A 20,854-nucleotide genomic window follows, 5' to 3' on the forward strand; every position below is an offset into this window, starting at 1 on the left:
TATCACACTCATACATGCAACGGTATTCAATCACACAATTTTAATGCATGGGTTATAGAATGACGGAAAAAACGGAGACCACCACGTGGCCTCCGTTCCTACTGTTCACTGTTCGATTATTCTTCTTCGAAATGCTGAACCTGGTCAGCGAGCGCCGCTGCCTGTCCTTCTAACTCTTGCATTAACGTAAAGATTTGATCAAAGCTCGCTTGCTGTTCTTTCATCGAGGCTGCCACTTCTTCGTTTCCTGCGGCTAACTCTTCTGTCACGCCAGATACTTCTTCGACCCGACGTAAGACGTTGTTTACCTCGTTACTCGATGTGCGCATCTCTTGTTCAATCGTACGCACGAACGAGGCGACGTGGTCTGTCCGTTCATGGATTCGGTTGAACGCTTCTTTCGTTAATCCGAACGCTTCCAGCTGAGCCTCTTGTTCACGTTTTGACTCGTTCACCGTTTCCGTCAAACGTACGACTTCTTGCTGGATCGTCTCGACGACGTGGAAAATGGATCGAGTCGCCTTGTTGCTTTCTTCCGCCAACTTCTTCACTTCACTTGCAACGACAGCAAATCCTCGTCCCGCTTCTCCCGCACGGGCTGCCTCGATTGCTGCATTGAGAGCAAGTAAATTCGTCTGAGCCGCGACATCTTCGACAAGCTTCGCCATCGCCTCAATCTCAGCAGTTTGTCTTGCAAAGTGGTCCATGCGCGAAACAAGCACTTCATTCCGTTCGCTTGAACGATCTAAAATATGCTCTTGGTCGGTTAATGTTTCAATTCCAGCCGCCACTTCACGTGTCATTTCTGACGTTTCTTCCGTCGTCTGTTTCGTCTGGTTCAAGCTCGTCTCAAATGAAGTTGCCATCGTATGCACAGAGCTGAGCGTTTCTTGCAGTTCGTTTGCAATTGACTGTGCTCCGTGTGCCATTTCATCAACTGCGTTCGTAATGTTAGAAGTCGTACTCACGACCGCTTCATTTTCGGCCGCTGCCGTTTCGGTCATACCGTTCACTTTCATTGATGTGACTCGAATCGAACCAATCACCGTCTGAAGTGATGCCGTCATATCACGCATGGCACGTTCAAGACGCCCGATTTCATCATTCCGCGTCGACTCAGGGAGCGTGACGAGACGTCCGGCCGCAATCGCTTCTGCCACTTTGACATTTCGCTCGAGTGGTCGGGTGATCGAACGGGCAAAGAAGAAGTTATAGATTCCGAGCGCAAGAATGACAAGAATCGTCAAAAGGACCGAAATCAACAAGAGACGTTCCGTCTCATTTGCCGCCTCTACTTGAAGCGCCTCATAGAATGAACCGTTCTTTGCAATCAATGTATTGATATCGTTTAACAAACCTTCTAGTTTCGCTGCCTGGATCCGAGCTCCGATACCGCCCTCAAGTGCCGACTCGACATCTTCGTTCACCTGTTCGTACTTCATCGTGGCACGGTCTAAATGATTTGAAAATGCCGGAATCAAATAAGACTGTTTTAAATCATCAAATGTTTCCGCGTTCGTCACACGGATGCGCTCTAGTTGAGTCAATGTAGATTGGTTCGACTGTTCGCCAAGTGACGTCCAGAGTGACTGCTCTTGTAAGAGTGACGTTTCAAGTTGAGACAATTCAATCATTTGACTCCCATATTTCTCGTTATACGTTTGCAAGCGATTCAAAGTAGACAAGACGTAACTCATCATCAGTACGACTAAGATGACAGTGAACACAGTTGAGAAGATAAAACGTTTACGTAAACTCATTTAAGTGTTCCCTCCTTCAACTGGCGTTCTACCGATTCATACTCAGATGTTTCTTTTTCATCCCATTGAATGCGACGAAGTGGGGCCAAGCCTACGCCGCCTTCCTCAATTCCAAGAATGACATGTTCATTAAACGGTTTTTCGGTCACACGACCCGCGATTTCCACAATCGCCAAATCGACTTGTTTCAACATCGACGTCACAACCGCATCCGGTGCAATCATCGATTGATCACTATCGACCCCGATTGCCTTGACGCCGTATTTTTCAGCCGTCTCGAGTACACCGACTCCTGTAAGTCCAGCTGCAGCATACAGAACATCTGCTCCCGCTTTAATTTGTTTCTCAGCGAGTTCGCGACCGAGCTCTGGTGAAGCAAAATCATTCGAGAAATCAACGAGCATCTCGACATCTTCGTTCACCGCTTTAGCGCCACGTTCAAATCCTGCTTCAAATTTTTGAATGAGTTCCATATCCATCCCACCGATAAATCCAATCGTATCGGACTCTGTCTCAAGACCAGCCACGGCGCCGGCGAGCGTACTTCCCTCTCCCTCTTCGAACGTGATATTCAAGACGTTTGGAAGTTCGGACACGCCATCGATCAAAGCGAATTGCTGTTCCGGATGTTCAGCCGCTACAGCCTCTAAGTCTTCTTGACACGCAAAACCGAGACCGACAATTACGTCATGTCCCTCTTTTACCAATTCTTCAAAACCAACTTTGTATGTCTCCGTTTCGGATAGTTCACGATAATCAACGAACCAATCGCCCGTTTCACGTAGCTCACCCATCCCACGCATAGCTGCGTCACTGAACGATTGGTCCCCGAGACCAACGTCAGATAAAACAACTCCCATCGTCTGTCGTTCTTCGACAGTGGCACTTGGATTGTCGATAACTGACTGACAACCGGACAACCAAAGGGTGCAAGCCGTGATTGTACTGAGCATTATACTTTTCTTCATATATTCAATACTCCCTCTCTCTAATGGTCTGACAACACTTATATCGACCGAGAAAGGGCTATTCTACATTATTTTTTTTAAAAGTTGTGGCAATAAAAAAAGCCATAGACATCGTCCATGGCTTCGTACACTTATTCTTTTGAAGCAGCGACCGTCGTATCAGCTAATTCTCGCTCCGGTGTAGGAGCTGTTGCAACGTTCCCTTTCCCCGCAAAGTTCTCGAGCAAGTCTTTCATATCAATGCCCGAAGAAGCTTTTAATGTTTGTTGAAGCGACGCCATGAGGTCGGTTGCGTAACCTGTCACTTTCCCGGCACCGCCGTTTTGACCGCTCCCCGTGTCGACGACCGTAATCTGATCGATGTTTCCAAGTGGCGATGCAATTTCTTTCGCATAATCAGGAAGCATCTTGACGACCATATCGAGAATCGCAGCCTGCCCGTATTGCGCGAAGGCTTCGGCAATCTTCTCTTTCGCTTCCGCTTCGGCAAGACCGGTCAAGCGGATAATTTCAGCTTCTGCCTCACCTTTCGCACGTTCAGAATCCGCTTCTGCAAGACCTGCCAAACGTACGCGTTCCGCATCGGCTTTCGCCTGTGCTTCAATACGATACTTCTCTGCATCCGCACTTGCGATTTGACGTGCCTTATCCGCAGCGGCAGACTGTTCAATCGAGTATCGATCCGCATCGGCTTTTTTCTTCACTTCTGAATCATATTGTTTCTCACGACGCATGATTTCTTTCTCTTCGAGCTCGATTTGCTTTTGACGCTCGATGATTTGAACTTGCATCTGTTGTTCAGTGACTTCTTGTTTCGCACGCGCTTCCTCAAGCTCATACGCTTGGTCGGCCCGCGCTTTGGCAACATCTTGCTCACGGCGATAAGCCGCAATCCGAAGTTGGTTCTCTTTCTCAGCTTCCGCGATTTCAGACGCACGCTCAAGCTCGGCCTTCTTCGCATCTTTCATTGCTTCCGCCTGTTTGATGCGCGTCTCTTTATCCGCTTCTGCTGTCGCGATATCAGCATCACGCTTCACTTGGGCGATACGCGGTTTCCCTAGCGATTCCAAGTATCCGTTCTTATCTCGAACGTCTTTGATGGTGAATGATACGATGACTAGCCCCATCTTCGCTAAGTCTTGTGATGCAACTCGTTGAACTTCTTGCGAAAACTTGTCACGGTTCTTATAGATTTCTTCAACGGTCATAGAACCTAAAATCGAGCGCAAATGGCCTTCTAACACTTCTTTCGCTTCATTTTCACGTTCAATCTTCGGTTTTCCGAGGAACTGCTCAGCCGCTGTCGCGATTTCACTGATCGATCCGCCGATTTTAATGATGGCTGTTCCGTCCGCCATGACCGGGACACCCTGTTCTGTATACACTTCAGGTGTCGTGACCTCTAATTTGCTTGAGAGCAAGCTGAGCGGTTCTGCTTGCTGGAATACTGGGAAGACGAATGTCCCGCCGCCACGAATGATTTTGACGCGGTTACCGGATGTATCGCTATGTACATTTTTCTTGCCTAAATAACTACCTGTCACAATCAGTGCCTCATCTGGTCCGACTGTGCGATATTTTAGTACGAATACAAACACAAGTGCGAGAATGATGACCCCGACGATAATGCTGACTAAAATAGCCGTATTCATGTGTTATATCTCCTCTCGAATTGTAGGTTCGTCATATGGCATGACGATTGCGATATTGCCTTTTACTTCAATGATGACTATCCGATGATCTGTCGAAATCGATGTACCGTCTAAGCTTTGAGCCGTCTTTAAAAGCGATCCCGTCACTGTCTCAATCAAGACTTCACCGTATCCGCCTTCAGGAATGGGCACGGTCAATCGTCCGACACGTCCAACTAATGCCTCATCCGTCAAACCAATGGACTCTTCCGCATTTGAGAGCGGTAAGAGAACAAACAAATAGAGAAGCGTCGTCAGAGCAAGAGACCCGACCAATGCGACAGCGAGCCCAATCATCGGGGAAACGTGAGCCAATGCGTTTAAGATGAGCCCAATTCCTGCCCCTAGTGCTAAGAAAGATAGGATGACTGCAGGGTTGAACCAACCTTCAAACATATCGAACGCATCGGAAAACATCATGTAAATAAAGGTTCCAAGACCAGCGATGATCAACACCCACCAATAAAGTTGATCGATTGCCTCCATTACCACCCCTCCTGTCGACGTTTTTGTTCCATCATCAGTACGCGTCGAAGTTGTTCGACTTCTAATGCAAGCCGATCTTCAATTTCATCCCACTCCGACAGTGATGAAGTGGATAAGTCGTTCACTTCTCGAACTCGACCAATGGAACGTTCAATCCGTCGCCGATTGTATATGTCGACAAGTTCTTGTCGTTCGAGTCGCATCCTGTTTAAAAAATATTCCACTTCTTTTTGAACTTGAACGACTTGATCCGTCACGCCCTCAGAAGAATCTTGCATCAGTAGCCGACGCACTCTCACTTGATGAGCTACTAATTTAGCAATTCTCGCCTCGAGTTCGAGAATGTGCTTGTATAATTCCTCTACCTCATCTCGTTGCGTGTCATCGCGCCACCACACGTCCACCTCACCTCACTTTTCTCTACTCACCTCCATATACGATAAACCCTCATCTTCGGTTTCAAAAAATCATAAAAAAATGTAAAATGAATTTGCCAGACAGAAAGGAAGTGCTCATGTTGGGCAACCAAGTCATTAAGCTATCATCCTCATCACAAGAAAAACTAAAGAAAATGTATCATGAGTATGCAGTCGCGCCACCACCATATGCGACATTCAGCGCCAAGACACCAGGATTTGTCGTAACGGTTTATCAATCAGGGAAAGTGATGTTCCAAGGAAAAGATGCTGAGACCGAGGCAGTGAAATGGGGACTACCTGCTGAGAAGAAACAAGCATCCGCACCGAACACCCTCTTACCTGAAGGATTTTCAAGTTGGTCTGTCATTGGAAGCGACGAGGTCGGAAAAGGAGACTACTTCGGACCACTCGTCGTCGTAGCGGCTTTTGTCTCACGCGATCAAATCGCACTCGTCAAAGAACTCGGCGTGAAAGATTCAAAACAGTTATCCGACCCTGAAATCATCCGGATTGCGAAAGATTTACACGCTACGATTCCTTATCAAAAAGCAACACTGCATAATCCAACATATAACAACATGCAACGGACGATGACACAAGGTAAAATGACCGCCATCGCCCATAATGCTGCACTTCGAGCGTTGCTTGAGAAGATCGAACAGAAACCCGATGCCATTCTAATCGATCAATTCGCAGAGAAGTCGGTATACTATCAACACTTGCGGGCAGAGCGGGATATCGTGCGCGACGATGTCTACTTTTCAACCAAGGCAGAAGGTCTTCATGTCGCCGTCGCAGCTGCTTCCATTTTAGCTCGCGCTTTCTTCTTAAAAGAAATGGACAAACTAAGTAAACAAGTAGGATTGACCCTCCCGAAAGGGGCAGGAGCAAAAGTCGACCAAGTCGCCGCTCAAATCATCCGAAGTCATGGACAGGATTATTTACAAAGGATTGCTAAAGTCCATTTTGCGAATACAAAGAAAGCCATCAACTTGAATGAACGTCGTTTGTAGAGCTTCGACATCAAGTATGATATACTCATTTTACGGTTAAATGAACTTAAAATTTTTGGAGGATAGCGTTCATGTTGCATTATAAAACCTATACGATTAGTGATGACCATCCTTGGGTCATCTTTATACATGGGGCCGGAGGAAGTTTATCGCATTGGTATCGCCAACTTCGTCCCTTCCGTAAAAAATATAATGTCCTGCTCGTCGATTTACGCGGTCATGGCGGTTCATACGATGCTGAACAGTCGCTCAAACAACCATTGAATGCCTATACGTTTGATGTCGTTGCCAAAGACGTGATTGAAGTCATGGATCACTTAGGTATCGAAAAAGGGCACATGGTCGGTCTTTCTTTAGGGACGATTGTGATTCAGGCGATGTTTGAGCACTATCCGGATCGAATCGCATCAGTCGTCCTCGGCGGAGCCATTGTAAAATTTAATGTGCGCTCCACGTTGCTCATCCGACTTGGTAGTCTCGTGCAAAACTTCGTCCCCTATATGTGGTTATATAAATTATTCGCATGGATTTTACTCCCGAAGAAGCGTCACAAGAAGTCTCGGATGATGTTCGTCCGCGATGCGGCGAACTTATGTCAACGTGAGTTTATCCGTTGGTTCAAGATGACTGAAAATATTAATCCTTTGTTGAATCAGTTCACTTCGATTCAAACGAACGTCCCGATTTTGTATATTATGGGTGATGAGGATTATATGTTTCTTGAAGCTGTCGAGCGGACAGCGAAACATCAACCGACAGCCAATGTTGAAATCGTTGCAGACTCTGGTCATGTGGTCAATGTAGACCAACCCGATCAATTCAATGCATTGTCGATGAATTTTATCGACGATCAGATTCAAGCACGCTCATTACAAATGAGCTAATTCAGGACGCCACTAGGCTTCCTGAATTTTTTTGTGTTTATTCTCAGAAAATATTGATTATTACAAAAATAGATGGTATTCTTTAGCAAATCCAACGAAGAGGAGATGCTCGAAATGTCCAATCCCGTACATATGAACAGCCTGCTGATTATTATTCGACTGAGGGACTGAAATCGTTTTGTTTTCAAAAAACGACTTTTCAGGCCCTTGTTCCCGTGGTAATCGGACAGGCGCCTGCAGATTGAAACCGCGCCTATCCTTGATGGATAGGTTTTTTTGTTGACATAAAGATATAGAGGAGATGATGGAAGTGAAGCAGTATATGATGGATCGAATGGTCAAAATTTCAGCAGGTATGGCAAATGCCGTACTCGTCACGCTCGGTGTCGGTTTATTGATTGAGACGATTGGTAATTTGAGCGGAATCGCGATGCTCGTACAGATTGGACAAGTCGCCAAATCATTGTTGGCACCTGCTTTAGGCGCTGGCGTCGCGTTTCAACTCGGAAGCAACACGCTCATCCTATTTAGCGCCATGATTGCTGCAACCATTGGCGGTGCAGCTTTAAAAGCGTCAGAAAGCGGACTCGTCCTCGTTCCAGGTCAACCGATTAGCGCACTGATTGCAGCGGCTGCCGCTGTATGGCTCGGAAAACGTGTCCTCGGCAAAACAAAGTTTGATATGATGGTCGTCCCGGTCACAGCCGTTTTAGGTGGCGGGATTGTTGGGGTTGCTGCGGCAGCGGTCACGACTCCTCTTATCAACTCAATCAGCCAAGGGATCACCGCATCTGTTGAAACTTCACCGATTGCTACATCTCTTGTCATCGCGCTTGTCTTCAGTGTCATGCTCATGTCGCCTGCATCATCTGCCGCACTCGCCATCGCGCTTCAACTCGATCCTGTCGCCAGCGCCGCTGCTTTAATCGGTTGTTCTGCTCAATTTGTTGGATTTACCTTAATGGCATACCGTCAAACTGACCCAGGTGGATTGGTCGCTTCCTTCTTTGTCACACCGAAAGTGCAGTTCCCGAATATTATCAAAAACCCGCGAATCGTCGTTCCACCGTTTATTGCCGCGATGATTTCCGCACCGATTGCTACTTTGATGTTCTCACTCCAAGTTCCTTATGAAATTGCGGGTCTCGGTCTCAACTCCCTGATTGCACCGCTTCAGATTTTAGCGGTCCAAGGGTTGGATGCATTTCTCATCTTCACCATGACCGGCGTCGTACTCCCTGCACTCATTACATGGGCTCTTTATCGTGTGACGAGTCTTGTCGGATGGACCAAGTTCGGCGATCTCGCACTTGAGATTCAATAATAAAAGGAGCGTTGTCACATGTGGACAACGCTCCTTATTTTTTACGCTCGAAGTTCAGCTCCGTGCGTCGCACGGACCGCCTCAACGATCGTTTCATATGCTGCCGTTACTTCTTCATCTTGTAACGTTCGTGACGGGTCTTGGAACTTGAGTGAGAAGGCAATCGATTTCTCATCCGCTCCAACGTTGTCTCCTGTATACACGTCAAACAAGACGAGGTCAATCAAGAGTGGACCAGCCGCTTGACGGATCGTTTGTTCCACTGTTCCAGCCGGAATCTCACGTGATAAGACGAGTGCCAAATCTCGTGAAATCGAAGGATAACGTGGTACGTCTTGATAAAGAAGTGTCTCGTCTCCATGAAGTGCCAATAGGTCGAGTTCGAATACATACACTTCCTTCATACCGTAGACGTCTTTTGATGTTCCTGGATGCACTTGTCCGACATATCCGATGACCTCTCCGGCCATCAAGATGTTCGCTGTGCGACCTGGATGCATGTCAGGCATCGATACGGCCTCATACGTGACATTAAGGCGAAGCGTTTGGACTAACGTGTCGACAATCCCTTTTGCGACGAAATAGTCGACCGGGACCCGTGTTCCTTGCGAACGATGGTCCATCCAAAGACCTGTGACAACGCCGGCCACCCGTTCTTTCTCACGCGGTAACGTTTCTCCGTGCTCCGTATAGACGCGCCCTGTTTCATAAAGTGCGACGTTCGATTGTTGACGCGCCGTGTTGTAGCGCGCTGCCTCCAACAATCCAGGGATGAGCGACGTACGAAGGACAGAGCGTTCTTCACTCATCGGCATCGCCAATCGGACGAGCTGATCGTCTTTTCCACCGAAGCGTGTCGCATGCGCCTCACTCGTTAACGAGTAAGTAATGGCTTGTGATAAGCCGACTCCTTGTAACAAACGACGTGTCTGTCTGCGCAGTACGTTGATTGCTGGCAAATACCCTTTCGATTGTGAGGCAGGTAACGTCGACGGGAGACTATCATAACCGTATAGACGTGCCACTTCTTCTGTGATGTCAGCCGGAAGCTCTAAATCCGGACGGCGCGATGGAATGTGTACTGTCAGCACGTCATCCCCTTCTGTCGCGAGACCGAGACGCTCTAAGATGTGAACGATCGTCTGACGATCGAGTGTCATCCCTAAACGCTTGTTTATATAGTCAATCGACACTTGGATTTCTCGGGCACGTGATTCGGCTTCACCTGAACGCACCGCATCATGAATGGCTCCTCCACCGAGTTCGACAATCAATTGCGCAGCACGGTCAAGCGCGAGCATGACACGTTCTGGGTCAACGCCTTTTTCGAAACGAGCGCTTGAATCTGAACGAAGACCGAGCGTTCGGCTTGTCTTGCGTACAGATGCCGGATCAAAGTACGCTGACTCTAAAACGATATCTGTCGTTGAAGTATCTACCTCTGTATTGGCACCACCCATGACGCCAGCGATGGCGACCGGGGCTTTCCCGTCCGTAATGACCATCATCGATGTATCGAGCGTGCGTGTCACGTCGTCGAGTGTGACCATTTCTTCTCCATTTTCGGCTTGACGGACTACAATCGAGTTGCCGAGTTTCTTCGCATCGAATGCGTGAAGCGGTTGTCCGATTTCAAGCATCACGTAGTTCGTCACATCGACAATGTTGTTGATTGGACGGACACCTTCTGCGATCAAGATATTCTTTAGCCATTGTGGCGATTCTGCAATCGTTACCCCTTTTACTTCACGAGCTGCGTAATATGAACAGTTCTGCGTTGCGAGTTCGATGGATACATCAGTTGGGGATGATGAAGTGACATCTGCTGTCGGCAACGTGTAAGGACGTTCTAAGATGGCCGCAACCTCATGAATGATTCCATAAAGGCTCAAGCAATCTGAACGGTTGGGTGTCAAACCGAGTTCGATGACCTCATCGTCCAAGTCGAGCAAATCGAGCACATCTGCACCGACTTGGACCGATTCACGGAATGTATGGATCCCATCCTGCTCGTCTTCCCGAATTTGTTTCTTCTCAAAGCCGAGCTCTTCGAGTGAACAAATCATCCCTTGTGATTCGACACCACGAAGTTTTGCTTTTTTGATTTTAAGTCCTGGTAAGCGTGCGCCGACTTTGGCCACGATTACATGTTGCCCTTCGCGCACGTTCGGTGCGCCACAGACGATTTGAACAGGGTCACACTCTCCGATATCCACTTTCGTCACGTTTAACTTATCCGCTTCTGGATGTTTCTCACATGAAAGGACCCGTCCGACGACGATCCCAGAAAGTCCTTCCCCACGATTTGTCACACTTTCGACTTCGATTCCGTTCTTCGTAATCAAGTCCCCGAGCGCTTCGCCGCTTAAATCGGATACATCAATATATTGATTCAACCATTTTTTTGAAAGTAACATCTGTCTTCCTCCTTAGAATTGCTCGATGAAACGTAAGTCATTTGTGTAGAAATGACGGATGTCATCGACGCCGTGTTTGAGCATCGCCATACGCTCCACTCCGATTCCGAATGCGAATCCTGACACTTTTGATGAGTCATAGCCAGCCATCTCCAATACATGAGGATGGACCATTCCGCCTCCGAGAATCTCGATCCAACCTGTTCCTTTACAGACGTTACACCCTTTCCCGCCACACTTGAAGCAAGAGATGTCGACTTCGACCGATGGTTCCGTGAACGGGAAGAAGCTTGGACGAAGACGAATTTCGCGCGTTTCACCGAATAACTGCTTCACGAACACTTCAAGTGTCCCTTTTAAGTCAGCCATCGAGATGGATTCATCGACAACCAATCCTTCGATTTGCATGAATTGATGCGAATGCGTCGCATCGTCTTCATCACGACGATACACTTTACCTGGACAGATGATGCGAATCGGCTTCCCATTCGCCTCCAACATCGTGCGAGCCTGTACAGGAGATGTATGAGTACGAAGCAACGTCTCTTCCGTGATATAGAACGAGTCTTGCATGTCTCGTGCCGGATGATCTTTCGGCAAGTTCAGCATTTCGAAGTTATAGAGATCGGTCTCGACTTCAGGACCTTCAGCAATCGTATATCCGAGTCCAACGAACAAATCTTCCATCTCGTCGATGATTTGTTGCAAGAGATGGCTATGGCCAGGAGTCGATGTCCGTCCCGGGAGTGTCACATCAAGCGTTTCCGCTTTTAACTTTTCCTCTAATTCAATCGCCTTCACTTCTTCGATTCGAGCATCGAGTGTGCTTTGAATCGCGGTACGAACGGTATTGGCCAACTCACCGATGACCGGACGTTCCTCAGCAGATAATTTACCCATGCCACGAAGTACTTCAGTCATCGGTCCCTTTTTCCCTAAATATTTGATGCGGACGTCATTCAATGATTTTTGTGTGGATGCTTGTTTGATTTCTTCTAACGCTTCCACTTGTAACTGTTCTAATTGTTCTTTCATGTGTTCGCTTCCTCCTCTACATAAAAAAGTCCCTTCAGTCGTTGACTGAAGGGACGAATCATCGCGGTACCACCCTACTTGGCCAATTCATGGCCCACTTGAGAGCATCGTTATCGTGATGCCAAACCGGTGTTGTCTCCAACACGACTCCAGAGTGAATTCAGCGACGAGTCCGGCAAAGGCTCTCAGTCACGGCCATTGCTCCCTGAACGGAATCGGTCATTCGCTTACTATGTTCTTTCAACGTCATATCTTATTCATCGATGTGTTTAACCTATCACGTTTTTCACGTGCTGACAAGATTATTGTAAAGCGATGCGATACATTAAAATGCCTGCAGCGACCGCCGCGTTGAGCGATTCTGCATCACCAAGCACTGGAATATGCACACGTGTGTCACAGAGTGCCAATACATCAGCATGGACCCCTTGCGCCTCATTCCCAATCACGAGGGCCACCTTGTCTTCGAATGCAACTTGCTCATACGATGTCGCCTTTGAGAGGGCCGTCCCATATACGTGGAAGCCATCCTCTTTCAACTCAGGTAATTTTTCAAGCAAGTCGACCGTGGTCACGTTCACGTGAAACAGCGATCCTTGTGTGGCACGCACGACTTTGGCGTTGAACGGATCGACCGTTCCTTTCCCGAGTAGCACGGTATCGAATCCGGCAGCATCTGCTGTTCGAATCATCGTACCGAGATTACCCGGATCTTGTACTCGGTCAAGTACGAGTACTTTCTTCATCTTACGTTCAACCGGTGTCATCTTGACAACGGCAAACACGCCTTGGGTCTTTTCTGTTTCGGAAAGAAGGTCCGCAACGTGGTCGGATAACTCGAGAACCGGCATATCCTCAAGACGCCACGTTCCTTTCGGTGAATACGACTCAGCCATGATGAGTTGGACGAGTCGACCGGCACGAATGGCCTCGTCCACCAAATGCTCTCCTTCTACTAGGAATTGACCCGTTTCTTGACGACCTTTTTTCGTCATCAAACGCTTTAATCGTTTAATCGTCTCGCTCTTCGTAGACGTAATCTTCGTCATATTATCCCTCTTTCAACCATTGGACCGTTTCATGGTCTAAACGTTTTGTCAATGCGACAACGAGTTGAACCGCTGCCTCGTAATCATCTTTATGGATGATTGACACGTTCGTGTGTAAATAGCGGACTGGCACTGTCAATGCGATAGCCGGCATCCCGATCCCAGAAAGGTGGAATCGCCCAGCATCTGTGCCACCGCCTGGCGTTAAATCCAATTGATATTTGATGTCTTGTTCTTTTGCGACGTCAACGATGAGGTCGACAAGGCGTGGGTTCGTGACGGTGGTCGCATCAAAGAAGATGACTTGCACACCGTCACCAAGTTTTGACAACCCTTCTGCTTGGGTCATTCCTGGTGTATCACTTGGAATGCCTGTATCGACAGCAATCGCGACATCCGGGCGAATCAAGTTGGCAGCGGTAACCGCTCCACGTAATCCGACTTCTTCCTGTACCGTCGCTCCTGTATAGACGACGCCAGGGAATGAATCTTCCTTCAGACGTTTTGCTGCTTCGATGGCAATCGCACATCCGATTCGGTTGTCCCATGCCTTCGCCATCAAGAAGTTCTCATTTTTCATGACAGTGAATTCACAATGGGGCACGACCGTATCGCCTGGACGAATTCCCCATTCAGCCACTTCGTCTTTCGACGTGGCACCGATATCTAAGAACATATCTTTGATTTCAACGGGTTTTTTTCGTGCCTCGAGCGGTAGGACGTGAGGTGGTTTCGCACCAATGACACCGGGAATCTTTTCACCAGACCGTGTGACAACATCCATTCGCTGTGCCAACAGCACTTGGTTCCACCAGCCACCGAGCGCTTGGAAACGAAGGAAACCGCCTTCTTCCACACGTGTCACCATGAAGCCGACTTCATCCATGTGACCCGCAATCATGACACGTGGACCTTCAGCATCTCCTGTCACTTGACCAAATAGACTTCCGAGACCATCCTGTTCAAACGACTCGACGTGTGGTTCGAGGTATTCACGCATCAATTGACGGACTTCTCCCTCATTGCCCGGGACGCCTGTTGCATCCGTCAAACGTTTTAACATATGTAACGATTCATTCATACCAATCCGCTCCTTTTCATTAATATCCTTGATTTTGTCGCTCATGGTTTACTTCATTTTTATTCATGTATGCCAGCAAAATGAGTTGCTCATTAAAACCGAGCGTATAACCAAGTTCGAGATAAGCTGCCATCAGCGTCTCGTACATGGCTTCCGTTTTTGAAAGACCAAAATTCGTCACTTTTCGATAAATATCTAAAAAAGCATCAGTCGCATCAAGATATGAACTTCCCGCAGGAAACGCATCTCGTTCATACCCAAGCGCAAGACCAAGTGACAGTAAGAAATGAATGCCGTCTACATATTCTTCTAAGATCACATCTTGAGGCGACGGTCCTTTCTTCGACCAAAACTTAAAGCTACGTGTTTCGTTAGCCAGTTCACCGAGCTCGACAAGCAGCGCCAGTAACCGTTCATCGAATTGATTGCCGGATAATCCATGTTGTACTTTGATCCGCTCGTCTAATTCGCGCTGCCGATCAAACAATGTTGTCCAGTTCACCGGATGTTCCTCCTCTGTCTCCACTTATAGCAGTACTAAAATCATTAAAGACCAGCCTACTGCTAAAATCAATACTTGTAATTGAAGCAGTTTTGGGGCATGAACAGCCTTCTTCCGAGTCAAATGAAGACCAAACAAGGCACCGATGGCTCCTCCTGCATAGGCGTATAGGACATTAAAGTCACCTTTTCCTTGCGCATACTGTTTCGCTTGGATATAGGTGTAAACGTTCAAGATAATGAGCGCTAAGGCGACGATCGCAACAACCGATTGATTCATACGCTTTCCTCCTTCTCTTAATTCTAAGAAATTCTAAAGAAAAAAGAAAGCGCCGAGAGAGTGTCTCGGCGCTGTCGATTGAACGATTACGCGTTCAATTTTGATTTAGCTGTTTCAGCGAGTGACGCGAATGCCTGTGCATCTGTCACAGCAAGCTCAGCAAGCATCTTACGGTTGATGTCGATTCCTGCAAGCTTAAGGCCGTGCATCATACGGCTGTATGAGAGACCGTTTGTACGTGCTGCCGCATTGATACGTGTGATCCAAAGACGACGGAAATCACGTTTCTTCTGACGACGGTCACGGTAAGCGTACATGAGTGACTTCATGACCTGTTGTTTTGCTACTTTAAATAGAATGTGTTTCGAACCAAAGTATCCTTTGGCAAGTTTAATTTGCTTTTTACGACGTTGACGAGTCGTATAACCGCCTTTTACGCGTGGCATATGGATTCCCTCCTAAATTGTTTCTGTATTACTTCGCGATCATGTTGCGAATGCGTTTGAAGTCTCCAGCTGATACGATAGCGCCTTTACGGAGCTTACGTTTCGCTTTAGTCGATTTGTTTGCGAACAAGTGACTTGTGTAAGCGTGTGAACGCTTGAGTTTACCTGATGCTGTACGTTTGAAACGTTTTGAAGCACCGCGGTGCGATTTCATTTTCGGCATGAGTATTTCCTCCCCACTGAGAATCGATAATTAATCTTCTTTGTTCGGAGCCAGCACTAAGAACATGCTGCGTCCTTCCATCTTCGGCTTTTGTTCAACTGTTGCCAAATCGGCACATTCCGCTGCCATTTTGTCCAAAACACGTTTCCCGATTTCCGAGTGTGTGATGGCACGTCCGCGGAAACGAATCGAAGCCTTCACTTTGTTTCCTTTTTCAAGGAACTTGCGTGCATTACGCAATTTTGTTTGGAAATCGTTGTCCTCGATTGTTGGACTGAGACGTACTTCTTTCATTTGGATGACTTTTTGGTTTTTACGCGCTTCTTTCTCCTTTTTCTGGAGTTCGAAACGGTACTTCCCATAATCCATAATTTTAGCGACCGGTGGATTTGCTTTATCCGCGACTAAGACGAGGTCTAGTTCCGCTTCTTCAGCTAAACGTAACGCATCGTTACGTGATGTCACACCGAGTTGTGCACCGTCTGCGCCAATGAGACGTACTTCACGGGCACGAATGTTTTCGTTGATAAAGAGCTCTTTGCTAATGGTTAGCACCTCCATCGTGCGATTGCACGAGATTTAGATTGACAAGACAACATGGCAATAAAAAAAGCGTCGGCAGTTTCCCACCCACACATCAGTTGAGGTCATAAAACGGCAGACAATGCCGAATGAACCAAGAACTTGATGGACCTGCCTGATGACTCTCAGACGAGGTGAAAAGCGGGTGCTTCTGCTTTGTTGTTTTTAATCACTATGTCATCTTAGCACTAGCAGGAAAAGATGTCAAGATATCGCGCATGAATAATTGGTAGCTCACACTTTTATGATGATACCAGTCATTCTCTCGTTTCGCAATACCTTTTCAAAGGGAATAATGAAATATCAAAGGAGGGATTGACATGAACTGGCGAAAAGATGTATCGCGAGAACATGACTACCATGATCAAGTCCAGCAGATTGTCAGTAAGACGATGCAAGCACATGGGCTAGAAGACGAAAAATTACAGGCGGTATTAACAGACTTATTAGAAGAAATGAATCGCATTACTTTAAAAATCGTCGATGACCATGAGTCGGCTCAGAATTATATCCATAAACGGTGGTACTAAAAAAGGGCGTCTGCCCTTTTTTAGTACCACTTAGTTTGTAAGCGATTTGAAGAAGTTACCGATGGCCTCAAACAATCGGGCAAAGAATCCTTTTACTTCTTCTTGTTCAAGGAATGCCTGCACATCTTGACCCGCATCTTTCAATCCACTACTGATTGCTGACCAATCAAGATTTGCTTGCTGCATGTTTTCGAATAGCGTCGTCAGTTGATCGAGTTGACCCTCAGACAACTGAACGTTATTTTGATTCAATACTTGAATGACGATGTCACGAATCTCAATATTTGTCTCTGGCATCTGATTTGCGATTTCCGCTTTAATCTCGTTCATGAGACCTGCTACGTCCTCTTGTCCGACTGTCTTACCGATTTCAGACGTGACCGCCAGCTCTTCTTGCGCCAATTCTTTTCGTTCATCCGACAATTCGATGCCCGTTTCGGCTGCCGTCTGATCGTACGCCTTCATAATCCCCGTCAAAGCCGAGGTACCCGTCACGTTAATCGGTGACGTGATATAGATGTCCGCATCCGTCACACCGGCCGTGACGAGGGCGTTCGCATACATATCTTTCGTGACCCATGTCACGTTCTCCGTTTGAATATCGAGACCAGTCCCGTTCGTCAATTTGATTCGGGCAGATGAGTACATGCCACCCCCACGCTGCGCCTGCGGAACAGAGTCACCTAAATATTTTTCTTCGTCCGCTGCCGTCGCAATGATCGGTTCGATTCCTTCCGGGGCGTCCATTCGTTCGAGTACCCATTTTTGTTGCTCTGAAGATAATGATTCACCGAGGGTCACAATCGTATCATTGACAATTGCCTCCGCTCCGACTTTTGGAAGCGCTCCTGTGAACGCAACCGCTCCAATAGTAAGTGCCAATACTGGCTTCATATAATTCATTAAGTATCACTCCTTATGTTTACGATACGTGTAGATGACCAAATACACATCCGTCTATAGACCGAAAAAAACCACCTTTCTGGTTGGAAAGGTGGTCCCTCACTTAACGTGAACGGTTCGCGATCTCTTCTGTGAGCGATGCGATGAATTCATCAAGTGACGCAGAAACTTGTTCCTGCTGACCGTAACGGCGAATGTTGACCGCACGCTCATCACGTTCTTTATCTCCAAGTACGAGCGTCATTGGAATCTTCTTCATCTGCGCTTCACGAATCTTATAGCCGAGTTTCTCGTCACGAAGGTCTGTTTCGACGCGGACACCGCGCTTAACGAGTTCCGCTTTCACTTCCGCGACGTATTCGTCGTGAACATGCGAGACCGGGATTAACTTGACTTGAACCGGTGCGAGCCATGTCGGGAATGCGCCTTTATACTCTTCAATCAAGTAAGCGACAAAACGTTCCATCGTCGAGACGACACCACGGTGCAAGACGATTGGACGATGGTCCTTACCGTCTGGCCCAGTGTATGTCAAATCGAAACGTTCCGGAAGCAAGAAATCAAGTTGGACAGTCGAGAGCGTCTCTTCTTTCCCAAGTGCCGTCCGTACTTGTACGTCAAGTTTCGGTCCGTAAAATGCCGCTTCGCCTTCTGCTTCAAAGTACGGAAGTTCGAGCTCGTCCATCGTTTCCTTCAACTGACTTTGTGCCATTTCCCAAATGGCATCGTTATCGAAATACTTCTCTTTATCAGCAGGATCGCGATACGAGAGACGGAAACGATAATCTTTTATGCCAAAGTCAGCGTATACTTCTTGAATCAAATGAACGATGTCTTTGAATTCTTGCTTCATCTGTTCAGGTGTAACGAACGTATGTCCATCATTCAATACCATATAACGAACACGTTGTAGACCTGTGAGCGCCCCTGACATCTCGTAACGGTGCATCCCACCAAGCTCAGCGATTCGAAGTGGAAGTTCGCGGTACGAACGTGGCTCATGTTTGTAGATTGTCATGTGGTGCGGGCAGTTCATCGGACGAAGGACGAGTTCTTCGTTGTCCATCTCCATTTTCGGGAACATGTCTTCTTGATAGTGATCCCAATGACCAGATGTCTTATACAAGTCGACCGAACCGAGAACCGGTGTGTAGACATGTTGATATCCGAGTTCGAGTTCTTTATCAACGATGTAGCGCTCGACCGTACGACGAATCGAAGCCCCTTTCGGAAGCCACATCGGAAGCCCTTGACCGACTTCTTGTGAAACGAAGAAGAGGTCGAGTTCTTTCCCGAGTTTACGATGGTCGCGTTCTTTCGCCTCTTCAAGAAGACGCAAGTGTTCAGCGAGTTGTTCTTTCGTCGCCCACGCTGTCCCGTAAATACGCTGTAGCATCTTATTGTCTGAGTCCCCGCGCCAGTAGGCACCAGCCACGCTCATCAATTTGAAGATTTTCAACTTCGATGTTGACGGGACGTGAGGTCCACGGCAAAGGTCAAAGAACTCACCTTGATGATAGATTGTAAGGGTTTGATCAGCAGGAATGTCCTCAATCAACTCAATCTTGAGCGGATCTCCCAATTCTTTATAACGAGCGAGCGCATCGTCACGGGAAACGACTTCACGTGTGATTTCTAAGTTTTCGTCGACGATGCGTTTCATCATCTTTTCGATTTCAGGAAGGTCTTCCTCATTGATGCGACGATCCATCTCGATATCGTAATAGAACCCGTTCTCAATCGTCGGTCCAATTCCGAGATAGATGTTGTTGTCTTCTCCGTATAACCGTTTGATCGCTTGAGCCATCAAGTGCGCTGACGAGTGACGCATCAAATCAAGACCATCTTCCGAGTCCGGCATCACGAGTTCGATTTTGCCGTCATGTTCGATTGGACGACGATAGTCGATGAGTTCTCCGTCTAGTTTTGCTGCGATTGCCTTTTTACGAAGTCCCGGACTGATCGAGCCCGCGACGTCTTCTGCTGTGACGCCTGCATCAAATTCTTTTACCGCGCCATCTGGAAATGTTAATTGAATCATGTACATCTGTCCCCTCTCAAAAAATGAATATAAAAAAAGCCCATCCCTCAAAAAGGGACGAGCTTTGATTCTCGTGGTACCACCCTCGTTCCCAAGCAATCTGCTTGGCTCGAACACACGATAACGAGTGTGAATCGCCGCACGATTGACCCGTACGGTGCTCTGAGGGAGTAAATGCATCGTCGTCGTTAGGAAGCTTCCACCGCCCTTCCCTCGCTAAAACTCGTCTCGATGATCCATATCCTCTTCTATGCATCCTTTATATGCTTCTTAGTATAGTCAACTCACCAAAGAAAAACAATCCTTTACCGACGGCGATTTTCACCCTTTAACTCAATTTGGGTCGTCGTCGTGGAAATACGTTGCATGAGTCGCTGTGCCTTCATTTTATTTTGCGGCGAACCATCGATTGAAAAGTGCGTCTCGAGTTCTTCTCCGCTAAAGTTTGAACTGTAGAGCGTCGGCAAGCGATGCATCATCCGATACTGAAGAATGATCCCGAACAATTCATCTCGTACCCATGGACTGATGGCTTCAGCTCCGATGTCATCAATCAGTAAGACTGGCACATGTTGAAACGACGTCAAGAAAGAGTCGAACGACTCGGTACGAATTTTGCGTTTCGCCTCCGACACAAAGCCCGGAGCATGGACTAGAATCGTCTCGATGTCCGCCACCTTCAACTCATTGGCGATTGCGGCGAGTAAATATGTCTTCCCGACGCCAAAACTACCATGGAGATAGAGGCCGTTCACTTTTTGACGAGACTTCATCCCTGTTACAAATCGCATCGCTTCACGCAATGCGATTTTACGCGCGTCGTCGGCCCAATCGAAAGATTCGAAACTCGCCTCGCGAACTTCTTCCGGTAAAAACAAACTTTTGAATTTACGGTCCATTTCTTTTTGTCGTCTCGCCTGGCGATGTGCGACCGTTTCTTCATATCGAATTGCAATCTGTCCTAAATCGACATAAAGTACCGGTTGATGGCCTGGGATGACGGCCTGATCTTCTCTGAACGTTTTTCCATCCATCTGTTCCGCGTACTCACTCAGTTTGGTAAACCCGATTTCAATCGCCTTCTCCTCTAACTCTGGATGAGCGTTCAAAAATGCGATGACACCCGGGTGGTTCAGTGTACGTCTGCGAATCGACTCGTACGCCTCCCGAACTTCTTTTCGGTTCATCAACTGAGACAGCGACTGATTGATTCGTTCCATC

Annotated in this window: 21 protein-coding genes; 4 read left to right on the forward strand and 17 right to left on the reverse strand. The window is 47.4% G+C overall.

Annotated features, from left to right (window positions below; genetic code table 11):
* Positions 1-116: 116 nt before the first annotated feature.
* From GVY42_RS05110 to GVY42_RS05130, 5 genes are all read right to left on the reverse strand, one after another.
* Positions 117-1,760: a methyl-accepting chemotaxis protein gene (locus GVY42_RS05110; RefSeq protein ID WP_159562515.1), complete on the reverse strand. Its 1,644-nt coding sequence runs from the start codon at positions 1,758-1,760 to the stop codon at positions 117-119.
* Positions 1,757-2,728, reverse strand: coding sequence for a BMP family protein (locus GVY42_RS05115; RefSeq protein WP_159562516.1), 972 nt, complete (start codon positions 2,726-2,728; stop codon positions 1,757-1,759). Before GVY42_RS05115 ends, GVY42_RS05110 begins: the two co-directional genes overlap by 4 nt.
* Positions 2,729-2,859: 131 nt before the next feature.
* Positions 2,860-4,380: a flotillin family protein gene (locus GVY42_RS05120; RefSeq protein WP_074036561.1), complete on the reverse strand. Its 1,521-nt coding sequence runs from the start codon at positions 4,378-4,380 to the stop codon at positions 2,860-2,862.
* Positions 4,381-4,383: 3 nt separating this feature from the next.
* Positions 4,384-4,905, reverse strand: a complete 522-nt coding sequence (locus GVY42_RS05125) for an NfeD family protein (RefSeq protein ID WP_159562517.1) — start codon at positions 4,903-4,905, stop codon at positions 4,384-4,386.
* Complete coding sequence (locus GVY42_RS05130) at positions 4,905-5,303, reverse strand: hypothetical protein (RefSeq protein WP_159562518.1); 399 nt, start codon at positions 5,301-5,303, stop codon at positions 4,905-4,907. The genes GVY42_RS05125 and GVY42_RS05130 overlap by 1 nt, the downstream gene beginning before the upstream one ends.
* Before the next feature lie 119 nt (positions 5,304-5,422).
* Here GVY42_RS05130 and rnhC point away from each other — a divergent pair, with 119 nt between their 5' ends.
* From rnhC to GVY42_RS05145, 3 genes are all read left to right on the forward strand, one after another.
* Positions 5,423-6,337, forward strand: coding sequence for a ribonuclease HIII (rnhC, locus tag GVY42_RS05135; RefSeq protein WP_305775285.1), 915 nt, complete (start codon positions 5,423-5,425; stop codon positions 6,335-6,337).
* 71 nt (positions 6,338-6,408) lie between these two features.
* Positions 6,409-7,221 (forward strand): alpha/beta fold hydrolase, encoded by an 813-nt coding sequence (locus GVY42_RS05140; protein ID WP_078147177.1) that lies wholly within the window; start codon positions 6,409-6,411, stop codon positions 7,219-7,221.
* 301 nt (positions 7,222-7,522) lie between these two features.
* Positions 7,523-8,545, forward strand: a complete 1,023-nt coding sequence (locus tag GVY42_RS05145) for a PTS transporter subunit IIC (protein ID WP_074036553.1) — start codon at positions 7,523-7,525, stop codon at positions 8,543-8,545.
* Between the two features lie 41 nt (positions 8,546-8,586).
* Here GVY42_RS05145 and pheT read toward each other — a convergent pair whose 3' ends face one another.
* The 9 genes from pheT to infC form a co-directional block, all read right to left on the reverse strand.
* Positions 8,587-10,962 (reverse strand): phenylalanine--tRNA ligase subunit beta, encoded by a 2,376-nt coding sequence (gene pheT, locus GVY42_RS05150; protein ID WP_159562520.1) that lies wholly within the window; start codon positions 10,960-10,962, stop codon positions 8,587-8,589.
* A gap of 12 nt (positions 10,963-10,974) precedes the next feature.
* Positions 10,975-11,997: a phenylalanine--tRNA ligase subunit alpha gene (gene pheS / locus GVY42_RS05155; RefSeq protein WP_159562521.1), complete on the reverse strand. Its 1,023-nt coding sequence runs from the start codon at positions 11,995-11,997 to the stop codon at positions 10,975-10,977.
* Between the two features lie 302 nt (positions 11,998-12,299).
* Entirely contained in the window at positions 12,300-13,046 is a 747-nt protein-coding gene (locus tag GVY42_RS05160) for an RNA methyltransferase (RefSeq protein WP_159562522.1), read from the reverse strand.
* 1 nt (position 13,047) lies between these two features.
* Positions 13,048-14,127 (reverse strand): M42 family metallopeptidase, encoded by a 1,080-nt coding sequence (locus tag GVY42_RS05165; protein WP_159562523.1) that lies wholly within the window; start codon positions 14,125-14,127, stop codon positions 13,048-13,050.
* A 19-nt stretch (positions 14,128-14,146) separates the two neighbouring features.
* Entirely contained in the window at positions 14,147-14,629 is a 483-nt protein-coding gene (locus GVY42_RS05170) for a dUTP diphosphatase (RefSeq protein WP_159562524.1), read from the reverse strand.
* A gap of 24 nt (positions 14,630-14,653) precedes the next feature.
* A complete protein-coding gene (locus GVY42_RS05175; RefSeq protein WP_074036543.1) occupies positions 14,654-14,908 on the reverse strand; it encodes a hypothetical protein in 255 nt (84 codons plus the stop codon).
* A gap of 86 nt (positions 14,909-14,994) precedes the next feature.
* The gene (gene rplT, locus GVY42_RS05180) at positions 14,995-15,354 is read right to left on the reverse strand and encodes a 50S ribosomal protein L20 (RefSeq protein ID WP_012726696.1); all 360 of its coding nucleotides are present in this window, start codon (positions 15,352-15,354) and stop codon (positions 14,995-14,997) included.
* Positions 15,355-15,382: 28 nt separating this feature from the next.
* A complete protein-coding gene (gene rpmI, locus GVY42_RS05185; protein ID WP_012726697.1) occupies positions 15,383-15,577 on the reverse strand; it encodes a 50S ribosomal protein L35 in 195 nt (64 codons plus the stop codon).
* Between the two features lie 30 nt (positions 15,578-15,607).
* The gene (infC, locus tag GVY42_RS05190) at positions 15,608-16,138 is read right to left on the reverse strand and encodes a translation initiation factor IF-3 (protein WP_012726698.1); all 531 of its coding nucleotides are present in this window, start codon (positions 16,136-16,138) and stop codon (positions 15,608-15,610) included.
* 341 nt (positions 16,139-16,479) lie between these two features.
* Between infC and GVY42_RS05195 the strand changes: the two genes are divergently transcribed.
* Positions 16,480-16,689: a hypothetical protein gene (locus GVY42_RS05195; RefSeq protein ID WP_012726699.1), complete on the forward strand. Its 210-nt coding sequence runs from the start codon at positions 16,480-16,482 to the stop codon at positions 16,687-16,689.
* A gap of 30 nt (positions 16,690-16,719) precedes the next feature.
* Here GVY42_RS05195 and GVY42_RS05200 read toward each other — a convergent pair whose 3' ends face one another.
* From GVY42_RS05200 to dnaI, 3 genes are all read right to left on the reverse strand, one after another.
* Positions 16,720-17,592 carry a DUF1002 domain-containing protein gene (locus tag GVY42_RS05200; RefSeq protein WP_084543060.1) on the reverse strand — a complete coding sequence of 291 codons (873 nt, stop codon included), beginning with the start codon at positions 17,590-17,592 and terminating at the stop codon, positions 16,720-16,722.
* Between the two features lie 103 nt (positions 17,593-17,695).
* Complete coding sequence (gene thrS / locus GVY42_RS05205) at positions 17,696-19,639, reverse strand: threonine--tRNA ligase (RefSeq protein WP_159562525.1); 1,944 nt, start codon at positions 19,637-19,639, stop codon at positions 17,696-17,698.
* A gap of 299 nt (positions 19,640-19,938) precedes the next feature.
* On the reverse strand, positions 19,939-20,853 hold the full coding sequence (gene dnaI / locus GVY42_RS05210; RefSeq protein WP_031423170.1) for a primosomal protein DnaI: 915 nt from the start codon (positions 20,851-20,853) through the stop codon (positions 19,939-19,941).
* Position 20,854 lies beyond the last annotated feature (1 nt).

Source organism: Exiguobacterium sp. 8A, from assembly GCF_902506275.1.
Classification (GTDB): domain Bacteria; phylum Bacillota; class Bacilli; order Exiguobacteriales; family Exiguobacteriaceae; genus Exiguobacterium; species Exiguobacterium profundum.

Coding starts and splice junctions, on each gene's coding strand:
- thrS (WP_159562525.1), bottom strand. CDS start 19,639: ATGTACATGATTCAATTAACATTTCCAGATGGCGCGGTAAAAGAATTT.
- GVY42_RS05115 (WP_159562516.1), bottom strand. CDS start 2,728: ATGAAGAAAAGTATAATGCTCAGTACAATCACGGCTTGCACCCTTTGG.
- GVY42_RS05145 (WP_074036553.1), top strand. CDS start 7,523: ATGATGGAAGTGAAGCAGTATATGATGGATCGAATGGTCAAAATTTCA.
- dnaI (WP_031423170.1), bottom strand. CDS start 20,853: ATGGAACGAATCAATCAGTCGCTGTCTCAGTTGATGAACCGAAAAGAA.
- infC (WP_012726698.1), bottom strand. CDS start 16,138: ATGGAGGTGCTAACCATTAGCAAAGAGCTCTTTATCAACGAAAACATT.
- GVY42_RS05200 (WP_084543060.1), bottom strand. CDS start 17,592: ATGAATTATATGAAGCCAGTATTGGCACTTACTATTGGAGCGGTTGCG.
- GVY42_RS05120 (WP_074036561.1), bottom strand. CDS start 4,380: ATGAATACGGCTATTTTAGTCAGCATTATCGTCGGGGTCATCATTCTC.
- GVY42_RS05110 (WP_159562515.1), bottom strand. CDS start 1,760: ATGAGTTTACGTAAACGTTTTATCTTCTCAACTGTGTTCACTGTCATC.
- GVY42_RS05175 (WP_074036543.1), bottom strand. CDS start 14,908: ATGAATCAATCGGTTGTTGCGATCGTCGCCTTAGCGCTCATTATCTTG.
- pheS (WP_159562521.1), bottom strand. CDS start 11,997: ATGAAAGAACAATTAGAACAGTTACAAGTGGAAGCGTTAGAAGAAATC.
- GVY42_RS05140 (WP_078147177.1), top strand. CDS start 6,409: ATGTTGCATTATAAAACCTATACGATTAGTGATGACCATCCTTGGGTC.
- rplT (WP_012726696.1), bottom strand. CDS start 15,354: ATGCCACGCGTAAAAGGCGGTTATACGACTCGTCAACGTCGTAAAAAG.
- pheT (WP_159562520.1), bottom strand. CDS start 10,962: ATGTTACTTTCAAAAAAATGGTTGAATCAATATATTGATGTATCCGAT.
- GVY42_RS05125 (WP_159562517.1), bottom strand. CDS start 4,905: ATGGAGGCAATCGATCAACTTTATTGGTGGGTGTTGATCATCGCTGGT.
- GVY42_RS05195 (WP_012726699.1), top strand. CDS start 16,480: ATGAACTGGCGAAAAGATGTATCGCGAGAACATGACTACCATGATCAA.
- rpmI (WP_012726697.1), bottom strand. CDS start 15,577: ATGCCGAAAATGAAATCGCACCGCGGTGCTTCAAAACGTTTCAAACGT.
- GVY42_RS05160 (WP_159562522.1), bottom strand. CDS start 13,046: ATGACGAAGATTACGTCTACGAAGAGCGAGACGATTAAACGATTAAAG.
- GVY42_RS05165 (WP_159562523.1), bottom strand. CDS start 14,127: ATGAATGAATCGTTACATATGTTAAAACGTTTGACGGATGCAACAGGC.